Origin of the sequence: Acinetobacter sp. 2JN-4, assembly GCF_003687745.1 — a bacterium.
In the GTDB taxonomy this organism is placed as follows: Bacteria; Pseudomonadota; Gammaproteobacteria; order Pseudomonadales; family Moraxellaceae; genus Acinetobacter; species Acinetobacter halotolerans.
The window spans coordinates 140,019-165,290 of record NZ_RDNY01000005.1; the positions used below are offsets into that span (position 1 = coordinate 140,019).

A 25,272-nucleotide genomic window follows, 5' to 3' on the forward strand; every position below is an offset into this window, starting at 1 on the left:
AGGAATTCGCAATGTGGTCGATTTTAGCACTCGGTGCAATCGAACGACTCATTCATCATGTGATTGATTTGGATGCGATTACACGCGTTCAACTCAATCAACTACAAGGTCAATTATTGCGAGTGGTGATCGATAGTCCCCAACTCTCTGTTGATGTGTTTTTTGATGAAAATAAAGTTCGACTGGAACCGACGGTGACAGGACAGAGCCAAGCACCATCCATCTTTGAACAACGACCTTTTGATTCTCAGAATAAACTCACTGATGCAACGGCAACCCTACATGTTGAAAACGTAGTGGAGCTAGTCAAATTATTACTTAGTGATATGGATCAAATTGGCAATATCCCTCTGCAAGGCGACTATCACTTACTACAAGAAATTCAAAGAATTATGCAACAGGCGGAACCTGATCTTGCGGCGCATTTATCGCCTTGGATTGGACCACAACTGGCACATGAACTTGGTAAAATTCAGCGTGCGCCACAACAGTTAAAACGTTCACTGCAAAGCCATTTGTTCTTTGTTGAAGATGCGTTAAAAGAAGACAGCGGGATATTTGCCCCACGTTGGCAAATGGACGATCTCAATCGTGAAACACGCCAACTCAATCAAGAAATTGATCGCTTAGAAGCGAAATTTCAACTGTTACAAGCACAGCTCAACTCACAACATCAACCCTCACACGACTAGGTAAGACTGTATATGATTCCGCATATTAAACGGTTATTTGAACTTTGGCAGATCGCAGCACATTATCGGCTCGACACCTTGTTCCCCGCGGAAGAATTACCTGTAAAAGCCCGTCATGTCTTAAATGTGATTAAAACACATCCTGCTGCATGGTCGAGTCGTGAGAAAAAGAATCCACTTAAGCTCAAAGAAGCCTTAGAAGATATGGGGCCTTTGGCAATTAAGCTGGGGCAACTCCTCTCTACCCGTCGTGATCTGATTCCACCTGAAATTTTATCGCAATTGGTGTTATTGCAAGATCAGGTTAAACCGTTTGATGTACAACTGGCAAAACAACGGATTCAGGAATCATTAAAAGCAGATGTTTCCACCTTGTTCTCTCGTTTTGATGAACAACCGCTTGCTGCTGCGTCGATTGCACAAGTACATACCGCCGCACTGCATGATGGTCGTGAAGTGGTGGTTAAAGTCACTCGTCCTGATATCCGCAATCAAATTTTACAAGACTTTGAAATCCTCGCTTGGCTCGGGGATTGGTTGGAAAATCGTTTAGAAGCGGCACGCGCCCTACATTTATCTGAAATTATTCAGGACTACCGTCAGATCATTTTAAATGAACTTGATCTCAGTCTTGAGGCCGACAATACCCGTCGTATGCGCCATTACTTTACTGGTTCAAGCATGATGTATGTGCCTGAAGTCTATATGGACAGTAAAGACGTGATGGTGGCTGAGCGCATCACAGGCGTACCGATTTCTGATATCGCGACCTTTGACCGTTTAGGCATGGATCGTGCTGATCTGGCAGAAAAAGGCTTAACCATTTTCTTTACCCAAGTGTTCCGTGACAACTTCTTCCACGCCGACATGCATCCGGGTAATGTCTTTGTTGAAACCATTAACCCAAACAATCCTCGCTTTATCGCGTTGGACTGCGCGATCATGGGTGAGTTGTCAAAACATGATCAAATGACCATTGCACGAATGTTACTTGCGGTGATGAACAGCAACTTTATGCAGTTGGTTCAAATCGTGCATCAAGCGGGCTGGATTCCACCGGGTACAGATCAAGATGCATTGTCTCGCGAGATGCGCCGCACCGTTGGACCAATGGTCTCTAAACCCATGGATCAGCTCGACTTCGCCGGGATTTTAATTCAAGTCATGGACATTGCGCGTCGTTTCCACTTGGAAATTCCACCGCAGTTGATGTTACTCCTCAAAACACTGGTTCATGTTGAAGGCTTAGGTACGGATCTTTATCCTCAACTCGACATCTGGAAGCTGGCCAAACCGATTTTGACCGAATGGGTCAAAGCCAATATGAATCCAGTCAAAAATATGAAAGAGCTTGGCCAGCAGATTCCCGACCTATTATTGGGCGCTCAAGATTTGCCAAGCCTACTTATTGATAGTCTAAATGGTTTAAAAAACCAATCTGCATGGCATGACAAACAGCTCAAAGAAATTCAACAAATGCGCTTACAAATGCAACAGCAGCAGCGCCGTAGTTGGATGTTCGGCAGTAGTATGTTGATTTTGCTCACCATTGCGATTATTAGTCCGTGGTTAATCTCAGTTATCTTAATCGTACTGAGTGGACTTCTCGCATTTTGGCGGGTGATCAAATAATCTAGATATTCACCAATACCCTCACTGCAACATTAATTTTCATCATTTGATTATTTGGCATACAAGTTGCTATTTCATAATTATAAAAATCAAAGATGATTTTTTAATTCACGGCCAATGACGCTCGTAAAACTGCTTGCTCCATAAATTACATATGGATTGAGTGGTGGAAGGGCGCTGTCATCTTTTTATCTGCTTTACCCTACAGCCTCCATCTCTCACCTCTCGCTCGCATAAATAAAATATTGATCAGCATAAATCATCTGGCTAATGGCCAAGAGACAATCTGAATAGGGGTCTAACGATTATGTCACATTTAGTCAAATCAACATGTTTAATGATGTGTATGACTGCCGCGGTATTATCGCTGAGCGGATGTGGTAAAAAACCTGAAACTGCAACGAATGCATCTTCAAACACAGCAACCGAGGCTGAAAAAACCAATCTCAAACTTGGATTTATTAAACTCACCGATATGGTGCCTTTAGCAATTGCCCATGAAAAAGGCTATTTCCAAGATGAAGGATTAAATGTGCAACTTGAAGCACAATCAAATTGGAAAGTTCTCTATGACCGTGTTGCTGGTGGGGAATTAGACGGCGCGCATATGCTCGCAGCGATGCCACTAGGCTCGATGACAGGCATTACTGGAAATAAAGAAATCATTGCCCCATTTACGCTTTCCTATAATGGTGCAGGCATCACCGTATCAAATTCAGTTTGGCAAAAAATGAAGCCGAACCTAAGCATGGAAAATGGTAAGCCGAAGCACCCGATTAGTGCTGAGGCATTAAAAGTGGCCGCAAATGAATCAAAAGCTGCGGGTAAGCCCTTTAATTTGGGTATGACATTTCCAGTGGGTACACATAACTACATGATGCGCTATTGGCTTGCGGCAGGTGGTGTCAATCCGGGCGTATACGATGCAAGCGATACTTCAGGCAATAAAGGTGCAGATGTGATGCTCTCAGTAGTGCCCCCACCACAAATGGTTGCCACCATGGAAGCAGGAACGACGATGGGCTATTGCGTTGGTGAACCGTGGAACCAACAAGCCGTGTTTAAAAAAATTGGCGTTCCCGTAGCCACCTCTGACCAGATGTGGAAAGACGGAACAGATAAGGTTTTTGGAATGACCAAAGACTTTGCCGAGAAAAACCCAACAACAACCATAAAAGTCGTCAAAGCATTAATTCGCGCATCTTACTGGTTAGATCAAGACAATAATGCCAATCGTGCTGAAGCGGTCAAAATCATTTCAAGACCGAACTATGTCGGCGCGGATGAAGCTGTGATTGCCAACAGTATGACAGGAACCTTTGAATTTGAAGCAGGTGATAAGCGCCCCGTACCAAATTTCAATACCTTCTATAAAGGTCAATACGGCATTCCGTATTATTCAGATGCAGTCTGGTGGTTAACACAAATGCGTCGTTGGGGACATGTGCCTGAAACCAAGCCAGATCAATGGTATTTAGATATGGCGAAAAAAGCCTATCAACCAGAAATCTATGCGCAAGCAGCCAAAGAACTGATCGCTGAAGGCAAAATGAAGGCAGAAGATTTCCCTGACCTCAGCACCGCGACCTATATCAAAGCACCAGAAACCAGTGCTTTGGATGGTGTTACTTTTGATGCAAATCAACCCAATGCTTTCTTGGCATCCTTTAAAATTGGTTTGAAATAACTCTCTACGAACATGGGATAAGTGATGCCTGGTTTGAAAGGCTCACTTATCCAGCCAAGATTATATTGATGTTATAGGGGGAATTTTCATGAAAAAACTATCAATAAAAGCACGTCATTCTGTATTAAGCGTCATCTTGCCGATGATTGCAATTCTTGTATTTTTAGGGGTTTGGCAAGGTGCATCACAACAGATTCAAACCAATATTGGCAACCTACCCGACCCTGTGGAAGTGTTTAATGCCTTTAAAGGTCTAATGGCTGAGTTTTTCAATCAGCGAGAAGCTGCAAAAAGCTTTTATGCCAATTTACCCGAAGGATCGACCGCCATATTTAGTGGTCCTCCGACTTTTTTTGATCAGATTCTGACAAGTTTAAAAACGGTGCTAACCGCCTGCCTGATCTCTTCAATGATTGCCATTCCAGTGGGTTTACTCTGTGGCCTAAGTCCTAATTTTTATCGTGCTTTAAATCCACTTATTCAGATTTTCAAACCGATTAGTCCATTAGCATGGTTACCGATTGTGAGTTTATTGGTTGCGTCCTTATATGTAAATCCAGTCGAGGGGCTATCTAAATCATTTGTCATTTCAGCCATTACCGTCGCGATGTGTACCATCTGGCCTACCCTGATTAATACCATGGTCGGCGTAGGACAAATCAGCCAAGACTTTATCAATGTCAGTAAAGTACTGAATCTCTCTTGGTACACCCACCTCACCAAAATTGTATTGCCTGCAGTTATCCCAATGATATTTACAGGTTTACGCCTGTCTGTCGGGGTGGGTTGGATGGTCTTGATTGCGGCTGAAATGCTCGCCCAAAATCCTGGCTTAGGAAAATTTGTTTGGGATGAATTTCAAAATGGCAGCAGCCTATCAACTTCACGAATTTTCGTTGCCGTCATCACCATTGGTTTGATTGGTTTTGCGCTTGATCGAATAATGCTCATGCTACAACACCGTTTTAGCTGGGATAAATCTCTTGCCGCTCGCTAATAAGGAATAGACATATGAGTACAGCCTATCTTTCTTTACAACATCTCGATATGGTGTTTGAAAAAGACAGCGGTGGAACTTTTACCGCTTTACAGAATATCCATCTCGATATTCATCAAGGTGAGTTTGTTTCATTAATTGGACATTCTGGTTGCGGGAAATCAACTGTTTTAAATATCGTTGCTGGTCTATACCAAGCTACGCAAGGCGTGGTGTTACTGGATGGCAAAGAAGTCAATACGCCAAGTAGTGATCGTGCAGTGGTATTTCAGAATCACTCACTACTCCCGTGGCTAAGTTGCTATGAAAATATTGAACTTGCAGTCAATTCTGTGTTTAAAACGCAAATGAGCAAAGCCGAACGTCATGACTGGATTATTCACAATCTAAACCAAGTCAATATGCTGCATGCCAAAGATAAATTACCGAGTGAAATTTCAGGGGGAATGAAACAACGGATTGGGATTGGGCGTGCACTGGCAATGAAACCTAAAGTTTTATTACTCGATGAACCATTTGGCGCTTTAGATTCGCTCACACGCTGCACGCTACAAGATGCATTAATGCAAATTCAGGCAGAGCTGAATAACACCATGATCATGATTACCCATGATGTCGATGAGGCAGTATTGTTATCTGACCGCATTGTGATGATGACCAATGGACCTGCTGCGACCATTGGTGAAATCTTGACGGTTGATCTGCCTCGCCCTCGTGATCGCCTTGCTTTGACTGAAGATGCACAATTCAATCATTATCGGGGTGAGGTGCTGGCGTTCTTGCATCACAAACACAAACATGTCGAGGCTTAAGTTCTGTTAAGCAATCCATGAATCGGCTTCCGATACTTCCTTCAAAAGCTAAACCTGCAAGAGCGTTTCCAAAAACGCTCTCAGGGCGCTTTTGCCCCTATGATCACCAACGTCAAGTTTGATTTGTCTATAAAACAAAGTATTATGCTTAAACGATATAATGACTTAACAATGATATAGAGATATCTGTGTTCTTATACAAAAGAACATGATGATGGAAAATATTCATTCAAAAATAATATGAAGATACCCCATTTTGCGATTATTGGCGCAGGTACAGCAGGACTCGCAACCGCAATTCTACTTGCACGCGAAGGCAATCAGGTCACCATTTTTGAACAAGTCGATGAATTATCACCTGTCGGGGCTGGCTTACTGTTACAACCTGTTGGTTTGGCGGTCTTTGAACATCTCGGTGTACTTGAGCATGCCTTACAGCTTGGAGCGAAAGTCACAGGCTTAGAAGGACAACTCCCCAATAAACGACTTTTGGTCAATAGCCATTACCAGCAAGCTGCTCCAAAGCTCTATGGTCTAGGCATTCATCGCGCCACTCTTTGTCACGTGCTCATGCAAAAACTGGCTGAATACTCAAATCAAGTGACATGGCGGATGAGTCACAGCATTGAAAGAATTGAAGAACGACAAAATGAAGTTCGATTATTTGGCTCATCCAAACAACATAATTTTGATGACTGTTTTGATGCGGTATTGATTGCCAATGGTGCACGTAGTCAACTACGACCTAAACAATGGGTGAAAGTCGATCAAGCATATCCGTGGGGCGCAGCGTGGAGCATCGTACCTGAATGCTTGACTCTGAGTCCTGAAATTTTGCATCAGTTTTATGATCGCTCAAAAATCATGATGGGTGTTCTACCCACAGGTGCAATCCCCTCTGCACCGCAGCAACGGCTTTCCAGCGTATTTTGGAGTCTGCCAACGCCACAGTTACAATCCTTTTTAAAAAATGAACAAGCAAAACAGCAATGGCTACAACAAGTGTCAGATCGCTGGCCTGATGTCGCAGAATGGCTGAAACAGATTGTGTACGATGAACAAATCCAACCACAATGGTTATCCGCACAATACCGTGATGTGGTGATGTCGCAATATGGGCAAGGACGAATTGGGGTGATTGGTGATGCCGCACATGCCATGAGTCCACAATTAGGGCAAGGTGCCAATATGGCACTGTTAGATGCGTGGGCTTTTTCACAATCCGTACAACGTGCCAAGAAAAACCAGCAAATAGATTGGGCAGTGCTGTGGCAGCATTATCATCAGCATCGTCATTCTTCAACCCAGTTTTATCAGTTCCTTAGCCGTTTACTGACACCCCTTTATCAATCCAATCATTGGTGGGCAGGCAGCTTACGTGACCTTACTTTTCCTTGGATGTATCAGATTCCCTATTTTCGTAAGGAAATGGCGATGACCATTTCAGGTTTAAAAACGGGTTTATTTCAGCAAATGAGCTATCAACAAATTGCTGCATATCAACAAAATGAAAATGCATTGCTTCAAAACAATCAATCGTTGCCTGAATATGACTAACATCAAAAAGGAGTTCAGTCAGAACGGACTGGGTCAATGGGGAAAATTTATCGATTTATTTACGTGACCCAGATCAGAATTTGATTGAGATCTCGAACCACCTTTAATTATCCATCATTGATTTTTTAACCAACAAGCATAGCCAACCCTAGCCACACAGGCTAAACTAGCTGCTCTCCACTCAATGGATTTCACTCATGTCAAACTGGTTAGATGAAGTTAAATTTGATTCCAATGGTCTTGTTCCTGCCATTGCACAACATCATCAAACTGGTCGAGTGTTAATGGTTGCGTGGATGAATCGTGAGGCTTTACAACTCACCGCAGAAAAAAACCAAGCGGTGTATTACTCACGTTCACGCCAAAAACTATGGCACAAAGGCGAAGAATCAGGTCATTTCCAAACGGTGCATGAAATTCGTCTGGATTGTGATGCAGATGTCATCATTCTACAAATCGAACAACATGGCGGTATTGCCTGTCATACGGGGCGTGAATCTTGCTTCTATCGCAAACTCACCCCGCAAGGCTGGGAAACCGTTGATGCACAACTGAAAGATCCCACTGCGATTTACGGCACATCTGCAAAAACAGACACTCACGATCATGTTCAAAGTGAGCAAGTCGATGTACTCGACTATTTAGGTCGTTTGATGCAACAACGCAAAAAAGCAGAAGCAGATAACTCGTATATCGCAAGCCTTTATAAAAAAGGCATCAATAAGATTTTAGAAAAAGTCGGTGAAGAAAGTGTCGAAACGATCATCGCCGCTAAAGATTATGCAGTGCATGCTTCTTTGGAAAATAAACACGATCTGATTTATGAAGTGGCTGACTTATGGTTCCATAGTATCGTCATGCTCGGTTACTTCGATCTTGATCCACAAGTGGTTTTAGATGAGTTAGCACGCCGTCAAGGTTTATCAGGTTTAGTTGAAAAAGCAAACCGTAGCAAAGAGGCGTAATCCAAACCTGTGTCAAATATCGAAAAACCCAAAGCCACCTATGAGCAAGCAGTTGCCATAGATAATGCTCGTTTAGGACAATCATTTAAAGTGATTGCTTATGCTGGCACAGGTAAAACCACAACCTTACAAATGATCAGTGATGCCATGCCTGAGCGGCGTGGTATGTATTTGGCGTTTAATAAAGCGATTGCCACTGAGGCGCAGAGTAAATTTCATGGCAATGTCAATTGTCGTACTTTTCACTCGCTGGCATTTCGCAGTGTTCCACGTGGCATCACTGACAAATTACGCTTACCGCGTTTAAGTCCGAGTTTTATCGCCAAAGAATATCGCTTAGAACCAATTACCTTGCGACGCTTAATGGGCGGACGCTATGAAAAATATGTATTGATGCCAAGTCGGCTTGCCAGTTTAGTGTCCAATACCGTCAGTTATTTTTGCTCGACCAGTTCGCAATACCCTGCGCCACGTCATATACAAGCACCAAGTTGGCTGCATCAAGATGATATCGAATCCTTACAGCAACATCTTTATCCTGCGGTTGAACGTCGCTGGCTAGAGTCGATTGATCCCAATCATCAGGCTGGCATTGGGCATGACATTTACCTCAAATTGTGGGCGTTGTCAGAACCCAATATTCCAACGGATTATGTGCTGTTTGACGAAGCACAAGATGCTGATCCACTGATGCTCGGTATTTTGTTGCGACAGAAAAGTACCCAAGTGATTTATGTCGGCGATGCGCATCAACAAATCTATGCGTGGCGTGGCGCAATCAATGCCATGCAGCAAATGCCACTGCCTGAAAGTCGTTTAACCACCTCCTTTCGTTTTGGTGATGCGATTGCAGATGTGGCCAATAGTTTATTGGGTGCATTGAATGAAACCGTACCGCTTCTAGGCAACCCCAATGTCAAATCGAGTGTGGTAAATAAACCACATACCAAAATGCGTGATGCAATACTATGTCGCACCAATGCCCGTGCGATGGAATTGTTACTGGCTGGTTTAGTTCATGGTGATAAAGTCGGTTTGCAAGCTGATCATCAAAAACTGAGTCGTTTTGTGGATGCAGCTAGTCTCCTCAAACAAGGCAAGCGTATCGTCGATGTTCCAGAATTGGCTTGGTTTAACTCTTGGCATGATGTGCATGAGTACTGTGAAACCAATGATGGTAGTGACATCAAACCTTTAGTTAAATTGGTTGATGAACATGGTACAGATCCATTGAAAAGAGCATTGGCCAAAATCACCCCAATTGAACAAGCGGATTATGTGATTTCAACTGCGCATAAAGCCAAAGGTCTAGAATGGAACCGTGTGCATATCGAAGATGATTACCAATTTAAAATAAACGGACTTGAACATAAAATTACAGATGAAGAATTAAGATTACTTTACGTGGCCTGCACTCGTGCTAAAGTAAGTTTAAATATCCATCATCTTTTTGACTTAATACAACAATTAAAACTAAAACGATGCGCTCCCCCAAGCCTTCAAAAAACCGCAGGTTAAAGCGCTCATGATCGAGGTAAGCTTATGCAACTTGAATCGGTTCAATTTAGACATGTGGGCATGTTTCGAGACCTTCGTATTGAGTTTCAACCTGAACGGCATCCCATCACCCTGATCCTAGGCGATCAAGCGACAGGCAAAACCACAGTTATAAAAAACATCTATCAGGCACTGTCTTGGTTCTCAGCGCGATACAAAGATATCAGAACCGCTGGCGTGGTCATCTCAGATCAAGATATTATGCTGAAGTGCTTACAAGCCAAAATTCAGACCCAAGTGCGTATCAGCAGTGAGCTCAACAATGTCTTAACAGAAAGTAGCTCGGCTCAACAAAAAAACACCCAAAGCTGCGTCTGGAAGTTATTTAAAACCTTTAATAATCAAGGTGTCGGAATCAGTCAGGTTGAGACGCAACAACTCGATCAAATGGTAAGTTTGTATCAAAAAACCATTCTCCAAGATCCCTTATTTGGTCTTCCTCTGATCGCCTATTACCCTGCCGAACGCTTTGTCCAAGACATCAACTTACAAAGTAAAAATGTGCCTGGCGTTTTACAAAAAAACTCAGCCTATGACCTAACCGCGATTCCTTACACAACCTTTACTCGTTTTTTTGAATGGTTACGTGAGATTAGTGATGTCGAAAATGCCCATTCAGCGCATATCGTCAGACGTTTGATGGGCAATGATTTTAATCAACAAAACCAATCTGAAATATTGCAAGAACTACAACAAGAACTGCTCAACCATCCTAAACAGCTCTCCGCACCCAATCTGTATGCATTGAAAAAAAGCTTGAATACCGTGTTTCCCGAACTGGATGATATTTATATTCAATATGTACCAAAGCTACAGCTCATCGTGCGCTATCAAGAGCAATTGATCCCATTCCAGCAACTTTCCACATCACAAAAAACATGGATCGCGCTGGTTGGAGACATCAGTCGTCGTTTATGCTTACTCAATCAACATTGCTTTGACCCCTGTTTAGAGGGCGAAGGTGTCTTATTGATTGACCAAATCGATGCACAACTCGATCAAGTCATGTGTGCAGAAATTCTTGAGCGCTTACATCACGCCTTCCCTCGCCTACAAATCATCGTGACAGGCAACCGCGACGAACTCCTCGAGCATGCACTCCACTATCAATGTTTACGCTTAGACTCAAAAGAGATTTTTGAAATCAATCTAGAGCAATCACAACAACAACTGTCTGAACTATATAGTGAACTTTCACAGACAGAAGAGGATACTGAACTGCAAAGCCCCGACTTAGTTGAGTCAGAGACCTTGTCGCGTAGAGTTGATGAATTATTCAATCAGATACAAGAACTTAGTCCACAAGAAAAAAATGAGTTATTAGACTTACTTAAAATTGATGATACCCCACAAAAAAGTGCTTTATAGCCTGCCAAGCGAATAACAGCACCCAGCTCTTTTGAGGTTTTGATCTGTGTTTTTCATGTAATAAGCCAATCTTTTTTATTGTTTTTGTAGTAAAATAAATCGCTTTTTATTACTAAGTTGCGCAATACAACTTACTGCTCTATTAACTTGATTGGGCTTCAAGATTTAAAGCTTTGGCGTTCTCTTTGCGCGCCTGTGAGTCTTGAATAAATTTCACTTTAGGTTTTCGACCTACATCATCGACATGGATACCAGTGTGCTACCGATTATTATCCTATTACCGCTCATACTCGGCACCACCCTAATCCCACAATTGCAACGTATCTCACGTGGCATGACGGCACTTGGGGCGATTGGCATCAGTCTGAGTTGTTTTATTTTATTATTAACCCAGGCGCCTACCATTCTTCAAGGCAATACCCTGCAACAAAGCTGGGATTGGCTACCACAACTTGGAATCAATCTAAGTTTCCGCCTTGATGCCTTAGGTCTATTATTTGGTCTACTGATTAGCGGTATCGGTACCCTAATTTATATTTATGCTTATTATTATCTAAGCCCTAAAAATTCGCTGACTAAACTGTATCAGTTACTGATGCTGTTTATGGCGGCGATGCTCGGTATTTCATTTTCTAACAACCTCATTTTATTACTCGTATTTTGGGAACTGACCAGTATTTCATCCTTCCTGCTGGTAGGTTATTGGAGCAATTACGATGCAGCGCAACGCGGTGCACGTATGGCGCTCACCATAACAGGCTTAGGTGGCCTTGCGATGCTGGGTGGTTTTGTCCTGCTTGGACAAATCACCGGAACATACGAGATCGACCAACTGGTGCAGATGAAAGATATCATTCAACAGCATGAGCTTTTTGTCCCCACGTTACTGTTGATTTTACTCGGTGCATTTACCAAAAGTGCGCAGTTTCCATTTCACTTTTGGCTTCCGAATGCCATGGCAGCACCTACACCAGTTTCTGCCTACCTACACTCAGCCACGATGGTTAAAGCAGGGATTTTCTTGCTGGCTCGTTTAGCGCCGATCTTTATTGGTGCTGCGCTGTATCACAACATCGTGACCTTTGTTGGTCTGTTTACCTTGTGTATGGCAGCAGGTTTTGCCATTTTCAAAGAAGATCTCAAAGGGCTGTTGGCTTATTCGACCATCAGTCATTTAGGTTTGATCGTTTGCCTACTCGGTATCGGTTCTCCGCTTGCAGTTGCAGCGGCAATTTTTCATATCATTAACCATGCAACCTTTAAAGCCGCATTGTTTATGATTGCAGGCATTATTGACCATGAGACTGGAACACGCGATTTACGTAAGCTAAGTGGCATTTGGCAACTGTTACCATTCACAGCCACGCTCACCATGATCACTGCCGCTTCAATGGCAGGTGTCCCTCTCACCAATGGTTTCCTCTCTAAAGAAATGTTCTTTACTGAGTTGCTGGTAAATCTATCTGGTCCTGTCATGATTGCTTCCGCAATTGTGGCGACTTTAGCCGGTATCTTTGCGGTGAGTTATTCAATCCGCTTAGTCCATGGCGTATTTTTTGATGGCGAAGTGGGTAAACAGGTTCCTCACAAAGATGCGCATGAACCACACTTAGGCATGCGTATGCCTGCCATTATTCTTGCAGCCTTGTGTATTTTGGTGGGTATTTTCCCAGCACTATTGGCTGAAACATTTGTCAACAGTGTAACTCGTGCCAGTTTGGCACAGCCAGACTTTGTTGGAACACATTTGGCCATTTGGCATGGCGTTAACGCACCATTAATCATGAGTCTGATTGCCTTGGTGGGCGGTACAATATTTTACTTCGCACTGGCTAAAGATGGTCGTATCCGTAAAATTGATCTCGATCCTCATCTTGGCAAATTTCAGGGCAAAATCTTATTTGAACTGTTCCTTAAACACTTATTACTGATCAGTCGCAAAATAAAACAACGCACTGAAAATGGCTCTTTACAGCACTACTTATTTTTAATTGTGCTGTTTAGCATCTTCATGGTGGCTTTACCCCTCTTCAATCAAGGTTTAACCACAGGTACACGTGAACTGACACATGCACCTTGGATTGCCATTGTACTTTGGCTCACATTGTTCTCTGGCTGCTGGATGATGCTTTGGTTCCATCATGAACGAATCAAAGCCATCTTGATTAGCGGCGCAGTCGGTTTAGTCGTGACCATGACCTTCGTGGCTTTATCGGCACCTGATTTGGCGCTGACGCAAATCACTGTAGATGTGGTGACCACCATTTTATTGTTAATGAGTTTGTCTTTACTGCCACAACTTACACCTTACGAATCATCGCGCCCGCATCGTTGGCGCGATGCCAGTCTTGCGATTGCAGGTGGTCTAGGAATTGGCTGGATCACATGGCTAATCCTGAGTCGAGACCATAATTCAATTTCATGGTTCTTCTTGCAGCAATCCATCCCCTTGGGTGGCGGTTCAAATGTGGTCAATGTCATTTTGGTTGACTTCCGTGGCTTTGATACTTTCGGTGAAATTGTGGTGCTTGGGATTGCTGCCATTGGCGCACTGTGCTTGATGGACGGTATGCGTACGCATGGCACTACGGTGACCCAAGGATTAACCTATCGTTTTAATCCATCTCCCTTGATGTTACGTATCGCTGCTTCTTGGGTATTACCGATCGCACTTGTGATCAGTATTTATATTTTCCTCCGTGGACATAACTATCCAGGTGGCGGTTTTATCGCAGGTCTAGTCACTGCAATGGCGCTGATCATTCAGTATATTGCCTTGGGACAAGATCAAGCCGAAAGAATAATTAAAGCCAAGTCGGGTCGTTTATACGAAATTTGTATTGGTTCAGGCTTAATGATTGCAGGTTTAACTGGTGTTGGCGCTTGGTTCTGGGCACGCCCATTCCTCACCAGCGCACATATCTACATAGAGCCTCCTCTGATTGGAAAAATGCATTTAGCTTCTGCATTGCCATTTGACTTAGGGGTCTACATTACCGTCGTGGGTGCAACCATGTTGTTGATTTCGGTCTTAGGTGACTCACGTCACTCAGGTATGACGGGACCAATCCCAAGTGGAGACAAATAATATGCTCAGTATTGAATTTTTACTCGCTTCTGGTATTGGTTTACTGACTGCGACAGGCATTTATTTAATTCTACGTGCCAGAACATTCCCTGTGGTACTCGGACTGGTCATGATTGGCTATGCCGTAAATTTATTTTTGTTTGCGATGGGGCGAACCCAAGTCAACGCACCTGCCGTACTGACTGAAACGACTAAAGTGTCTGACCCATTACCTCAAGCATTGGTACTGACCGCGATTGTGATTGGTTTTGCCACCACCGCATTTATCGTACAACTGGCATTGCGCAGTCGTTACGAGTCAGGCACAGATCATGTCGACTCAAAAGAAGATCCAACCTTGACTTATGACCCACGTGAGGATGAGCCATAATGTTTGATTTCTACCACTTTTGGCAGACTCATGCTCCAATTCTTAGTATTTTAATTCCAGCATTTACTAGTTTTATATTATTGATATTGGGTAATCCCGGTGCGGGGGCGTTAAAACAAGACTGGCGCCAACCTTGGCGACGTGGGATCAGTCTCACCTCCGTCGTTTTAGGCTTAGTCACTGCGGTGAGCTATCTAGCAATCGCAAGTACAGGTCAAATTACGGTTTACCAGTTGGCTGAATGGTCTGCACCATTTGGTATCGTATTGGTACTTGATCGTTTATCCGCATTTATGTTGGTCTTGACCTATGCACTGGCAGTGCCTGTACTTTGGTATGCCAGTCATAACTGGGACACACGTGGTCGCTATTTTCACGTGATGTTTCATTTCTTATTGATGGGTATCACAGGCGCATTCTTAACAGGCGATTTATTTAACCTATTTGTATTCTTTGAAATCTTATTGTTGGCTTCTTATGTCCTTCTTTTACATGGTCAAGGTCGTCAACGCTTTCAGTTAGGCATACATTACGTCACCATCAACTTACTGGCTTCAGCATTATTCCTTGTCGGCTTAGGCATGATTTATGGCAGTGTTGGTAGCTTAAATATGGCGGATGTAGGTCGTCTGGTTCCAACTTTAGATGGCGATCAGCATAAACTGGCAATTGCGGGTGGTTTATTGCTATTCGTGGTTTTCGGTATTAAAGCTGCAATGCTACCTGTAGGCTTTTGGCTACCGAAGACCTATGCCGTTGCCAGTACACCCGTAGCTGCGATCTTCACCATCATGACCAAAGTCGGTATCTATGCCATTTTACGCGTGAACGGCACGGTATTTGATGATGAATTAGCACAAAACATATTTAAAAACTGTTTAATGGTCATCGGTCTAATTACGTCGATTTATGGTGTGATTGGGGCTTTAGGGGCTGATCGTTTACGTCGCTTTGTTGGCTTTATGGTGTTGTCCTCTATTGGAACATTACTCATCACCATTGCGATGTTCAATACCCAAGCATGGGCCGCAGGCTTATATTACATCGTACACAGTACTTTAATTGCCGCTGCGTTCTACTTGTTTTGTGGTTGGATCACCTCTCAACGTGGTGTATTCAAGGATCACTTGAAAGTCGCACCGAAGATGAAACAAGAAAAAGCGGCTGCGTTTACTTATTTTACCATTGCACTGATGATGGCAGGTCTGCCGCCATTTAGTGGCTTCTTAGGTAAAGTCTTTATATTGCAAGCAACTGCAGAAAGTCCTTATCAAGGCTGGATCATTGCCATTGTCCTGATCGTGAGTTTATTGAGTATCATCGCCTTTACCCGTGTTGGTTTTATTCTGTTTTGGCGTGCGAGCGCACCTGAAGAAAGTCCAAAAGAGGCAAACTTTACTTTATATCAAGCCCTGCCTGAGCGCGCACCAAAGCGTAATGACAAAGCGATATATATACTGCTTGCTGGGTTAATGGCTTATGTGGTTTTCGCCTCCCCTATTCAACAATATACTGTTGCGACCGCACAGCAAATCCAAGACCATGCTCTGTATAATCAAGCAATCTTGAAAATAGATGCTCAAGGTCGTGCGATCAGCGTACAACCTTATGATCCAAGTTATTTACCAGAAACCAAATATGGTGGTGAAGTAAGTGATCATAATGCTTTGCTTATTCCAGATATCATTTCAAAAGCCACTTTACAAGGCGAGCATATTTCTGAATATAAGCAACGCCAAATCGCTGAACAGACCCTAGAAACACCAACACGTCCAAATGCAACCCAGCTCAAGCCAATGGAGGAACACTAATGCAAAAACGCGCTTTGCTTCATCGTTGTTTTCCACATCCATTCGTATCCTGCTTGGTTTTTCTCAGTTGGTTAATGCTTGCCAATAGCGTAGAGATAGCAAGTCTTACATTTGCTTTCTTATTGGCAGTCATTATTCCGCTTTTGGTCCGACCTTTTATTGCGTATACGCCACGTATTGATTGGACGGCCGCCATGAAGCTATTTTTTGTGGTGCTGTGGGATATCGTGATCTCAAATTTCCGAGTGGCGAGAATGGTGCTTGGTCCGATGCAACAGTTGCGCCCTAAATGGTATCGCGTCCCTTTAGATACTGAACATGAGCAGGTCAATACACTACTCGCAATGATCATCACGACCACACCGGGTACTGTTTCAGCAGGAATCGATCAAGAACGTGGTGATATTCTGGTTCATGCATTGAATTGTGATGATACTGAACTTGATATCCAAGAGATTAAAAAGCGCTATGAAATGCCTTTAATCCAAGTCTTTAATGTGAAGATTGCAGAAGGAGTCACCACAAAATGACCATTTTACCTTATGCACTGGGGATCGGTTTAATTGCCATTACCTTTTCCATGTTCATGTGCCTCATTCGCCTGATTATTGGGCCTTCTGTGATTGACCGACTGCTCGCCTTGGACACCCTATTTCTCAATGCAACTTGTCTCATCGTTGTGTTGGGTATTTATTGGGTCAGCACCAATTTCTTTGAGGGTGCTTTATTGGTTGCAATGCTCGGTTTTGTTTCGACTGTCGCACTTGCTCGTTATTTCACAACTGGGCATGTGATTGATTAAGGAGATACATCATGCAACTGATCTATGAGATCCTCATTTCATTCTTTTTGGTGTTCGGCGCTTTTTTTCTATTGGTTGGATCAATCGGTATGATCCGTCTACCTGATTTATTTATGCGTCTGCATGCACCGACCAAAGCTGGTACATTAGGATTAGGCAGCTTCTTGATCGCAGCAATGATCTTTGGTGTGACACAAGGGCGTTTTGGTTTTGCTGAGTTACTGATCACGCTGTTTATCTTTATTACCGCACCTGTATCTGCAAATTTAATGGCGCAAGCTGCTATTCATTTGCGTTTGCGCTCGAATAGTGGTGATGTTCCTGAAGCTTTAAACCGTCCGCTTCCTTGGCAACGTTATAGCCGTAAAGACAAAAAAGACCAACTGTAGTATGAGAGAGCATAGCACCCCCGAAAATTTGACATTTTGTGGGTGCATTTCTAAGGCTTGAGGATGTTATGGAGCTAAATTTTGACGATATTGGATAAAACCTGCATTCACTGCAATATTATCGTATAACCTTCTGGCTTGCATATTGCTTTCATGGGTCAACCAATACACACGAGAGCATTGTTGGGCTATGGCTTGTTCATACACCGCTTCAATCATTTTCCGCCCCAAACCCATTTCACGTGTATTTTGATCCACAAATAAATCTTGCAAATAACAATAATTCCCAATCGTCCATGTACTACGATGGAAAATAAAATTCACAAAACCAATCAATTGCTGTTCATTTTCAACCACAATACAGTGCATCGCTTCACTTGAATTCAATAAACGAGAAAATGTAATTTGTGTGATTTTCTCATCAATCTCTACCTGATAAAAAGCTTGATAAGCCTGCCATAAAAGTAGCCATTGTGAATAATCATCTTGATGTAATGCTCTGAGTTGCATCTTAACGTCCTGATTTTTAATAAACACACCGACAAAAAAGCCACCCTCAGGTGGCTTTCTTTAAAACTTATTCTTTATCTTGCTCAGGCAAATCCTTGACAGCTTCAGCAATCAAACCAAACATATAGTTTCCATATGCATTGGTTTTATCATAATGGAAACGCAATCTTGGCGTGATACGCGTCTTGATGCGACGACTCAATTCATGACGCAAGAAACCAGAAGCCTTATTCAGCACATCTAAAGTTTCTTTATTTGCAGCTTCACTTTGATCATCACCCAGTTCACGCCCCATAACAGTGACATAAACTTCAGCATATCCCATATCTGCACTGACTTTCACGGCTGAGATGGTCACTAGACCACCCAGACGTGGATCTTTAAGCTCCTGACGGATCAGCTCAGCCAACTCACGTTGTACTGAATCCGCCATGCGCTTTAAGCGTTGGCTACCCGCCATTAAAGACTCCGTTTAATCAGTTGAACATCATATACTTCGATCTTATCTTGTACTTTGATGTCTTTATAACCTTTCACCGCAAGACCACATTCCATACCTGCGCGAACTTCTTCAACCACTTCTTTATAACGACGAAGAGATTCAAGTTCACCTTGGAACACAACCACGTCATCACGTAATACGCGAATCGGTTTATTACGGTGTAACATACCTTCAAGTACCATACAGCCTGCTGCTGCACCAAATTTACTTGAGTGGAAGACTTCACGTACTTCCGCTACACCTAAGATCGTTTCACGATGTTCAGGTGCAAGCTTACCGCTCATTGCTGCTTTTACATCATCAATCAATTGATAAATGATGCTGTAGTAACGAATATCGATACCGTCTTGATCAGATTTCTGACGTGCAGTGTTGTCCGCACGTACGTTGAAACCAAGTAAGACTGCTTCTGAAGATTCAGCTAAGGTGACATCTGACTCAGTGATTGCACCGACACCAGAACCGATCACACGAACTTTAACTTCATCAGTTGAAAGCTCATCAAGAGCAACATGTAATGCTTCTAAAGTACCGCGTACGTCAGTTTTGAGTACAACATTCACATAAGGCACATCTTTTTTGCCCATAGACGCCATGATGTTTTCAAGACGCATCGCACTCGCGCGCTCTAAACGTTTATGACGTTCACGATCAGAACGAGCATCAGCAACTTCACGTGCTTTCTTCTCATCATTCACGACAAGAACTTCATCACCTGCCATTGGCGCTTCAGGTAAACCTAAAATCTCAACTGGAATCGAAGGACCTGCTGACTGAATACGTTTACCGTTTTCATCAACCATTGCACGTACACGACCATAAGATGAACCAGCAAGAACTAAATCACCGATGTTCAAAGTACCGTTTTGTACAAGAATCGACGTTACCGCACCACGGCCTTTATCAACACGTGCTTCAATAACAACACCTTGCGCCGCACCGTCCGCAGAGGCTTTGAGTTCCATCAATTCAGCTTGGATCAAGATCAGATCAAGTAACCCATCGATACCAGCACCAGAATGTGCTGAAACTTTAGCGATAGGCACATCACCGCCCCACTCTTCAGGCACGATACCTTTAGTGGTCAATTCATTTAAGACGCGATCCACATCTGCTGATTCTTTATCCATTTTGTTGATTGCAACAATAATAGGCGTACCAGCAGCACGAGCATGATCAATTGCTTCCGCAGTTTGTGGCATTACACCATCATCCGCAGCAACAACAAGTACCACGATATCAGTCGCTTTTGCACCACGTGCACGCATAGAAGTAAACGCTGCGTGTCCCGGGGTATCTAAGAAAGTAATAATGCCTTTCTCAGTTTCAACGTGATAAGCACCGATATGCTGAGTAATACCACCCGCTTCACCCGCTGCCACTTTAGAGCGACGGATACGATCCAGTAATGAAGTTTTACCATGGTCAACGTGACCCATGATCGTAACTACTGGAGGACGAGTTGTTTGCTCACCACGTGCTTCTTCAGCTGCAACCAATAAATTATCTTCTGCTTGAGTATCCGAAACCAGAACAGGATTGTGTCCCATTTCTTCAACCACAAGTACTGCTGTATCTTGTTCAATCGCTTGGTTCTGTGTAACCAACTCACCCATTTTCATGAGGGTTTTGATGACTTCACGAACTTTAACAGCCATCTTTTGAGCGAGATCAGCAACAACGATTTTCTCGCCAATCTCAACATCGTAAACTTGTTTTTTGACAGGTTTTTCGAAACCATGTTTGTTTGCTTGGCTGGTTTTTAAACCACGCTTGTGATGATTCTTGCTGAAACTTTGTTCAGACTGAGCATCACCGCCGCGACCGCCTTTCTTACCAGCACGTGGATTTGCAGTTGCACCACCACGTTTGATTTCACGGTCTTCCTTGTTAAAGGAATCTTCATATGCTTGACCAACAAGACCCGCTGCTAAAGGCGAATCATCAATCACACGAACAGTCGTAGTGGTATCATCATTTGAATATTTTGATGCCATTTTACGCATTTGTTCAAGCGTACGTTGCTGAGCTTCTTCAGCCGCCTTACGACGCACTGCTTCTTCAGTTGCTTTTAACTGAGCAGTTTGTGCTTCACGTGCTTTTTTCTGTTCAGCCGTCTCTGATGGTTTTACCACTTGAGGCGCTTTAATCACCTTATCGCTATTGCGTTTTTTCACCACAACAGCCGTTTTTGACGGTGCTTGTGTTGCGCTATCAGAAGTATGCGCTGCACGCATTGCTTCTAAGGTTGCATTGGCTTTTTTCTCTGCAACATCACGTGCATTTTGCACTGCTTCAGTACGTACATTTTGTTCAGCACGTACTTTCACATTCGCTTCTACGCGTGCTTTTGCTTCAGCAGCAAGCAACTCTGGGTTCGGTTTAGCAAAAACTTGTTTCTTACGAACTTCAACATTAATGCTTTTTGCTTTGCCCGAAGTACTTGTAACTTTAGCAGTACTCGTTGTTTTACGTTTCAACGCAATTTTTCCTGTGTTACCACTTTCCTGACCATGAACTTTTTTCAAATGATTGACTAAAGTGTCTTGTTGCTCAGTGGTAATAATTTCATCTGCTTTACGCTGTGGTAGACCTGCATCACGAACCTGCTCTAGGAGTTTCTCTACAGGACGTTCTACGCTGAGCGCTAACTCTTGAATCGACTTGTCCGTCATCTATTATCTCCTAGTTAAACCATGATTCACGTGCTTTCATGATGAGTTGACCCGCTTTGTCATGACCTAAACCTTCGATATCAGAGATATCATCAGTCGCTTGGTCTGCCAAATCATCAACAGTAATCACACCACGTGCCGCCAATGCATATGCAATCTCAGTGGTCATACCTTCCATTCCGAGAAGTTCTGCACTTGGCTCTTGAATATTTTCTTGCTGTTTTAACGCATCCGTTAATGCAGCTTCTTTTGCACGACTTTGTAGTAATTCAACTAAGTCTGCATCAAGCTCGATTTCATCAAATGTCTCAGCAGGAACATAAGCAATTTCTTCTAATGAAGTGAAGCCCATTTCTACCAAAGCCATTGCTAAATCTTCTTCAATATCGAGACGTGATACGAACATATCAAGATATTGTTGTGCTTCATTTTGCTGACGAGCACGATACTCTTCTTCCAACATCATGTCGAGTTTATAACCGGTTAATTCCGATGCTAAACGAACATTTTGTCCTTGCGAACCAATCGCACGTGCCAACTGGTCACTGGTCGCAAAAATGATATCTGCACTACGTGCATCTTCATCAAGTACGATACCTGAAACGTCTGCTGGCTCTAATGCACTTGCAATGTATTGCGCTGGATCATCAGACCACACCACAACATCAATACGCTCACCATTTAACTCTTGTTGTACCGCTTGGATACGCGTACCGCGCATACCAATACATGCACCTACAGGGTCAATACGGTGATCATTGGTTTTCACTGCAATTTTAGCACGCACACCCGGTTGACGCGCTGCGGCTTTAATTTCAATGATTTCTTCAGAAATTTCAGGAATTTCTTTTTTCATTAAAGCCATTAGCATTTCAGGACGAGCACGTGACAACAGTAATTGTGCACCACGACCTTCACGGTTGACGTTATACAAGATTGCATTGATACGTTGCTTAGGACGTAAAATTTCTTTATGGATAGTTTCTTCACGTGCCAAATATGCTTCTGCATTGTCACCAAGATCAATGATAAAGCCATCTTTAGTTTGTTTTTTCACTTCACCATAGATCAGTTCGCCAACTTTAGACGCATACGCATCCGCAACCAACGCACGTTCAGCTTCACGAATCTTTTGCACAATCACTTGTTTTGCAATTTGCGCAGCAATACGACCAAACTCGATCGATTCAACTTCAAGCTCGCGGATATCGCCAATTGACCACTTTGTTGCATCCACATCAGAAATCGCATCCTGACATGCTGGCATTTCGTGGTCTTCATCTGCAACTAGCGTCCATTGACGGAAAGTACGGTAATCACCAGTTTTACGATCAATCTCAACACGAAGTTGAGCTTCTTCTGAATTTGTGCCTTCGTAGAATTTTTTCTTCGTCGCGGCAACCAGTGCTTGCTCTAACGCTTCGAAGATCGCTTCACGACTAACACCTTTTTCATTACTAACCGTTTCTGCAACGGTAAGAATTTCGCGGCCCATAAGTCACCTACCGATTTCTTATAAAATTAAGTTAATATTAGTCTTGATAGATTAAATTTGCTTTATCAATATTATTACTATCAACTTCAAGCACCTGACCACCCTCTACTTCAACCTGAATGATTTCATTTTCTAGGTCTACAGAAAGTAATTTTGCTTGAAATTTACGACGGTTTTCGACAGCAGCAATTAATCGTAAAGCGACTTGTTGTCCAATATACCCAGACATTTGTGACAACTGAAAGAATGGGCGATCCCAACCAGGTGAAGAAACTTCTAGAGCATACTCACCCGAAATCGGATCATGGACATCTAGCATTGCGCCCACTTGTTGCGTGACCAGCACGCAATCTTGAACACCAATACCACGCCCTTGGTCTGCTTCGCCATCTTCAGTGAGAAGCGGCTCTGCATTTTCATCAGTCGCTTTGTCAATATAAATACGTAATAAAGAACGTTTACCTTGTGGTAGGAATTCAATTCCCCACAGATCTACACCACAAGCAGCCACAGCTGGTGCGATAAGATCAAACAGTGCTTGAGATTTATTTGATAATTTCATTTACTCTCGTCGCTCTCATGCGAGCCAATCAATCTTAACCGTATAGTGAACACGATGATTTGATCTTGCGCCGTATACGGCTCATATCGACACTACACGATAGCTAAACAACCAATAAAAAAGGGCGTAATCGCCCCTATGTTACACAGAAAAGCAAAGCCCACTGTGCAAAAAGGCCCACCTATTGTGAGCCTCTTTTTAGAAACTTGGTAGCGGGAGCTGGATTTGAACCAACGACCTTCGGGTTATGAGCCCGACGAGCTACCAGACTGCTCCATCCCGCATCAACGTGCAAAATTATATACAATTATGAAAAAAAGTCAATCTAAGTTTTTTTCACCATTGCTTGATTAAGTTGCACCTTAATCAAATGGTAGCGGGAGCTGGATTTGAACCAACGACCTTCGGGTTATGAGCCCGACGAGCTACCAGACTGCTCCATCCCGCATCAACAAATTACTGCGTACACCAAACTTACTGGTTATTAAGCTTGGTGCGGAAGGGGGGACTTGAACCCCCACGCCCGAAGGCACTACCACCTCAAGGTAGCGTGTCTACCAATTCCACCACCACCGCAGCTTTGTGGGACGAATTCTAGTACCTAAAACAAAAAAAGGAAAGCATTAATTCAGCTTATTCAGTCGTTTTTGGTGCATTTGGCGAAGTTTCAGCCGATGTCACTGGTGCAGACGTTGAGGTTTGAACAGTTTTTAAACTATACGCATCTGTGGTATGTTTTTTTGCGAGTACAGCTAAAGTTAGACTGGTCACAAAAAAGATTGCAGTAAAAACTGCTGTTAAACGTGTCAAGAAGTTACCTGCACCTGACGCGCCAAACACAGTTGCAGCACCACCACCACCAAACGATGCGCCTGCTTCTGCACCTTTACCTTGTTGTACTAAAACCAAAGCAATAATCAAAATTGCTAAAATGATGTGTACAACGAGTATAAAACTATACATTTCTATTCCTCGTTATTTGCTTTGTGCAAATGCTTTTGCAATTTGGTAAAAAGATTGTGCATTGAGAGACGCACCACCCACTAAGGCACCATTGATATCTGGACATGCAGCCAATTCAACTGCATTTTCAGCCTTAACACTGCCACCATATAAAATCGCCATGTTTGCGCCATATGATGTGATTTGCGTTAACCCTTCACGAATTTTTGCATGCATCGCCTGAGCATCTTCTGGTGAAGCTGTTTTACCAGTGCCTATCGCCCAAATTGGCTCATAAGCGATCACGATACTTTGCCATTGTTCAGCTTTGACTACAGCAGCAATATCACAGATTTGCTGTAATACAACTTGATCAGCCAAACCTTGCTCACGCTGATCAAGACTTTCACCAACACAGTAAATCACAGTTAAGCCTGCATTTAATGCATGATGCAACTTCTCTTTTAAAATTTCCACATGGTCACCGAACAACTCACGGCGCTCAGAGTGACCAACCAGCGCAAACTCAATACCACTATCTTTCAGTAATTCAGCACTCACCTCTCCCGTGTACGCACCTGTACCCGCTACCCGAGATAAATCTTGCGCTACAGTATAGACTGTCCTAGCGGCATCTTTTAGTTCAGCCTGAATACTGGTTAAAGCGATTGTGGTCGGTGCCACGCCGATATGACATTGTTCGGGAGCAATATTTTCTTGCTCTAATAACTGTTTAAATTCTTGTATTAATTGGAAAGCATTCGCATGCATTGGATTCATTTTCCAATTACCAACAACCCAAGGGGTAATGGTCGAATTCGACATACTTCGCCTGCCTAATGTTAATTTCTCAAAAATG

The 25,272-nt window shown here is 43.1% G+C and carries 22 protein-coding genes, 3 tRNA genes and 1 pseudogene; 16 read left to right on the forward strand and 10 right to left on the reverse strand.

The window, feature by feature from the left end; all coding sequences use genetic code 11:
* Positions 1–11 precede the first annotated feature (11 nt).
* The 16 genes and pseudogenes from EAH57_RS09280 (at position 12) to EAH57_RS09355 (ending at position 17,727) form a co-directional block, all read left to right on the forward strand.
* Complete coding sequence (locus tag EAH57_RS09280; protein WP_121929811.1) at positions 12–692, forward strand: ubiquinone biosynthesis accessory factor UbiJ; 681 nt, start codon at positions 12–14, stop codon at positions 690–692.
* 12 nt (positions 693–704) lie between these two features.
* Entirely contained in the window at positions 705–2,324 is a 1,620-nt protein-coding gene (locus EAH57_RS09285) for an ABC1 kinase family protein (RefSeq protein WP_121929812.1), read from the forward strand.
* Between the two features lie 307 nt (positions 2,325–2,631).
* The gene (locus EAH57_RS09290; protein ID WP_121929813.1) at positions 2,632–4,011 is read left to right on the forward strand and encodes a CmpA/NrtA family ABC transporter substrate-binding protein; all 1,380 of its coding nucleotides are present in this window, start codon (positions 2,632–2,634) and stop codon (positions 4,009–4,011) included.
* Positions 4,012–4,099: 88 nt separating this feature from the next.
* Positions 4,100–5,008: an ABC transporter permease gene (locus EAH57_RS09295; RefSeq protein ID WP_121929814.1), complete on the forward strand. Its 909-nt coding sequence runs from the start codon at positions 4,100–4,102 to the stop codon at positions 5,006–5,008.
* A 14-nt stretch (positions 5,009–5,022) separates the two neighbouring features.
* A complete protein-coding gene (locus EAH57_RS09300) occupies positions 5,023–5,820 on the forward strand; it encodes an ABC transporter ATP-binding protein (protein ID WP_121929815.1) in 798 nt (265 codons plus the stop codon).
* 240 nt (positions 5,821–6,060) lie between these two features.
* Positions 6,061–7,377, forward strand: a complete 1,317-nt coding sequence (locus EAH57_RS09305) for an FAD-dependent oxidoreductase (protein WP_121929816.1) — start codon at positions 6,061–6,063, stop codon at positions 7,375–7,377.
* A gap of 21 nt (positions 7,378–7,398) precedes the next feature.
* Positions 7,399–7,484 (forward strand): annotated as a pseudogene (locus tag EAH57_RS09310) (VOC family protein); the annotation flags it as partial.
* A gap of 90 nt (positions 7,485–7,574) precedes the next feature.
* Positions 7,575–8,342 (forward strand): bifunctional phosphoribosyl-AMP cyclohydrolase/phosphoribosyl-ATP diphosphatase HisIE, encoded by a 768-nt coding sequence (hisIE, locus tag EAH57_RS09315; protein WP_005194801.1) that lies wholly within the window; start codon positions 7,575–7,577, stop codon positions 8,340–8,342.
* 9 nt (positions 8,343–8,351) lie between these two features.
* Positions 8,352–9,860, forward strand: a complete 1,509-nt coding sequence (locus EAH57_RS09320) for a UvrD-helicase domain-containing protein (protein ID WP_121929817.1) — start codon at positions 8,352–8,354, stop codon at positions 9,858–9,860.
* A gap of 24 nt (positions 9,861–9,884) precedes the next feature.
* The gene (locus EAH57_RS09325) at positions 9,885–11,267 is read left to right on the forward strand and encodes an AAA family ATPase (protein ID WP_121929818.1); all 1,383 of its coding nucleotides are present in this window, start codon (positions 9,885–9,887) and stop codon (positions 11,265–11,267) included.
* 244 nt (positions 11,268–11,511) lie between these two features.
* On the forward strand, positions 11,512–14,355 hold the full coding sequence (locus EAH57_RS09330) for a monovalent cation/H+ antiporter subunit A (RefSeq protein WP_121929819.1): 2,844 nt from the start codon (positions 11,512–11,514) through the stop codon (positions 14,353–14,355).
* Position 14,356: 1 nt separating this feature from the next.
* The gene (locus tag EAH57_RS09335; RefSeq protein WP_121929820.1) at positions 14,357–14,725 is read left to right on the forward strand and encodes a Na+/H+ antiporter subunit C; all 369 of its coding nucleotides are present in this window, start codon (positions 14,357–14,359) and stop codon (positions 14,723–14,725) included.
* A complete protein-coding gene (locus EAH57_RS09340; RefSeq protein ID WP_121929821.1) occupies positions 14,725–16,536 on the forward strand; it encodes a monovalent cation/H+ antiporter subunit D in 1,812 nt (603 codons plus the stop codon). The genes EAH57_RS09335 and EAH57_RS09340 overlap by 1 nt, the downstream gene beginning before the upstream one ends.
* Positions 16,536–17,066, forward strand: coding sequence for a Na+/H+ antiporter subunit E (locus EAH57_RS09345; protein ID WP_121929822.1), 531 nt, complete (start codon positions 16,536–16,538; stop codon positions 17,064–17,066). The genes EAH57_RS09340 and EAH57_RS09345 overlap by 1 nt, the downstream gene beginning before the upstream one ends.
* Entirely contained in the window at positions 17,063–17,338 is a 276-nt protein-coding gene (locus EAH57_RS09350; protein WP_121929823.1) for a monovalent cation/H+ antiporter subunit F, read from the forward strand. Before EAH57_RS09345 ends, EAH57_RS09350 begins: the two co-directional genes overlap by 4 nt.
* A gap of 11 nt (positions 17,339–17,349) precedes the next feature.
* Entirely contained in the window at positions 17,350–17,727 is a 378-nt protein-coding gene (locus EAH57_RS09355; protein WP_121929824.1) for a Na+/H+ antiporter subunit G, read from the forward strand.
* A 66-nt stretch (positions 17,728–17,793) separates the two neighbouring features.
* Here EAH57_RS09355 and EAH57_RS09360 read toward each other — a convergent pair whose 3' ends face one another.
* From EAH57_RS09360 to tpiA, 10 genes are all read right to left on the reverse strand, one after another.
* Positions 17,794–18,237, reverse strand: coding sequence for a GNAT family N-acetyltransferase (locus EAH57_RS09360; protein ID WP_121929825.1), 444 nt, complete (start codon positions 18,235–18,237; stop codon positions 17,794–17,796).
* A gap of 67 nt (positions 18,238–18,304) precedes the next feature.
* Positions 18,305–18,697 carry a ribosome-binding factor A gene (locus EAH57_RS09365; RefSeq protein WP_121929826.1) on the reverse strand — a complete coding sequence of 131 codons (393 nt, stop codon included), beginning with the start codon at positions 18,695–18,697 and terminating at the stop codon, positions 18,305–18,307.
* Complete coding sequence (infB, locus tag EAH57_RS09370) at positions 18,697–21,414, reverse strand: translation initiation factor IF-2 (protein WP_121929827.1); 2,718 nt, start codon at positions 21,412–21,414, stop codon at positions 18,697–18,699. Before infB ends, EAH57_RS09365 begins: the two co-directional genes overlap by 1 nt.
* 10 nt (positions 21,415–21,424) lie before the next feature.
* On the reverse strand, positions 21,425–22,909 hold the full coding sequence (nusA, locus tag EAH57_RS09375) for a transcription termination factor NusA (protein ID WP_004668373.1): 1,485 nt from the start codon (positions 22,907–22,909) through the stop codon (positions 21,425–21,427).
* A gap of 37 nt (positions 22,910–22,946) precedes the next feature.
* The gene (rimP, locus tag EAH57_RS09380; RefSeq protein WP_121929828.1) at positions 22,947–23,471 is read right to left on the reverse strand and encodes a ribosome maturation factor RimP; all 525 of its coding nucleotides are present in this window, start codon (positions 23,469–23,471) and stop codon (positions 22,947–22,949) included.
* A 207-nt stretch (positions 23,472–23,678) separates the two neighbouring features.
* A tRNA-Met gene (locus EAH57_RS09385) sits at positions 23,679–23,755 on the reverse strand.
* An 87-nt stretch (positions 23,756–23,842) separates the two neighbouring features.
* Positions 23,843–23,919: transfer RNA gene (locus EAH57_RS09390), tRNA-Met, on the reverse strand.
* Between the two features lie 43 nt (positions 23,920–23,962).
* A tRNA-Leu gene (locus EAH57_RS09395) sits at positions 23,963–24,047 on the reverse strand.
* A gap of 57 nt (positions 24,048–24,104) precedes the next feature.
* Positions 24,105–24,434 (reverse strand): preprotein translocase subunit SecG, encoded by a 330-nt coding sequence (gene secG / locus EAH57_RS09400; RefSeq protein ID WP_004668371.1) that lies wholly within the window; start codon positions 24,432–24,434, stop codon positions 24,105–24,107.
* A gap of 12 nt (positions 24,435–24,446) precedes the next feature.
* Positions 24,447–25,238 (reverse strand): triose-phosphate isomerase, encoded by a 792-nt coding sequence (tpiA, locus tag EAH57_RS09405; RefSeq protein ID WP_121929829.1) that lies wholly within the window; start codon positions 25,236–25,238, stop codon positions 24,447–24,449.
* Positions 25,239–25,272 lie beyond the last annotated feature (34 nt).

Bases quoted from the DNA above. Each gene is read 5' to 3' on its own strand.
- EAH57_RS09280 (WP_121929811.1), top strand. From the start codon at position 12: ATGTGGTCGATTTTAGCACTCGGTGCAATCGAACGACTCATTCATCAT.
- EAH57_RS09285 (WP_121929812.1), top strand. From the start codon at position 705: ATGATTCCGCATATTAAACGGTTATTTGAACTTTGGCAGATCGCAGCA.
- EAH57_RS09290 (WP_121929813.1), top strand. From the start codon at position 2,632: ATGTCACATTTAGTCAAATCAACATGTTTAATGATGTGTATGACTGCC.
- EAH57_RS09295 (WP_121929814.1), top strand. From the start codon at position 4,100: ATGAAAAAACTATCAATAAAAGCACGTCATTCTGTATTAAGCGTCATC.
- EAH57_RS09300 (WP_121929815.1), top strand. From the start codon at position 5,023: ATGAGTACAGCCTATCTTTCTTTACAACATCTCGATATGGTGTTTGAA.
- EAH57_RS09305 (WP_121929816.1), top strand. From the start codon at position 6,061: ATGAAGATACCCCATTTTGCGATTATTGGCGCAGGTACAGCAGGACTC.
- hisIE (WP_005194801.1), top strand. From the start codon at position 7,575: ATGTCAAACTGGTTAGATGAAGTTAAATTTGATTCCAATGGTCTTGTT.
- EAH57_RS09325 (WP_121929818.1), top strand. From the start codon at position 9,885: ATGCAACTTGAATCGGTTCAATTTAGACATGTGGGCATGTTTCGAGAC.
- EAH57_RS09330 (WP_121929819.1), top strand. From the start codon at position 11,512: ATGGATACCAGTGTGCTACCGATTATTATCCTATTACCGCTCATACTC.
- EAH57_RS09335 (WP_121929820.1), top strand. From the start codon at position 14,357: ATGCTCAGTATTGAATTTTTACTCGCTTCTGGTATTGGTTTACTGACT.
- EAH57_RS09340 (WP_121929821.1), top strand. From the start codon at position 14,725: ATGTTTGATTTCTACCACTTTTGGCAGACTCATGCTCCAATTCTTAGT.
- EAH57_RS09345 (WP_121929822.1), top strand. From the start codon at position 16,536: ATGCAAAAACGCGCTTTGCTTCATCGTTGTTTTCCACATCCATTCGTA.
- EAH57_RS09350 (WP_121929823.1), top strand. From the start codon at position 17,063: ATGACCATTTTACCTTATGCACTGGGGATCGGTTTAATTGCCATTACC.
- EAH57_RS09355 (WP_121929824.1), top strand. From the start codon at position 17,350: ATGCAACTGATCTATGAGATCCTCATTTCATTCTTTTTGGTGTTCGGC.
- EAH57_RS09360 (WP_121929825.1), bottom strand. From the start codon at position 18,237: ATGCAACTCAGAGCATTACATCAAGATGATTATTCACAATGGCTACTT.
- EAH57_RS09365 (WP_121929826.1), bottom strand. From the start codon at position 18,697: ATGGCGGGTAGCCAACGCTTAAAGCGCATGGCGGATTCAGTACAACGT.
- infB (WP_121929827.1), bottom strand. From the start codon at position 21,414: ATGACGGACAAGTCGATTCAAGAGTTAGCGCTCAGCGTAGAACGTCCT.
- nusA (WP_004668373.1), bottom strand. From the start codon at position 22,909: ATGGGCCGCGAAATTCTTACCGTTGCAGAAACGGTTAGTAATGAAAAA.
- rimP (WP_121929828.1), bottom strand. From the start codon at position 23,471: ATGAAATTATCAAATAAATCTCAAGCACTGTTTGATCTTATCGCACCA.
- secG (WP_004668371.1), bottom strand. From the start codon at position 24,434: ATGTATAGTTTTATACTCGTTGTACACATCATTTTAGCAATTTTGATT.
- tpiA (WP_121929829.1), bottom strand. From the start codon at position 25,238: ATGTCGAATTCGACCATTACCCCTTGGGTTGTTGGTAATTGGAAAATG.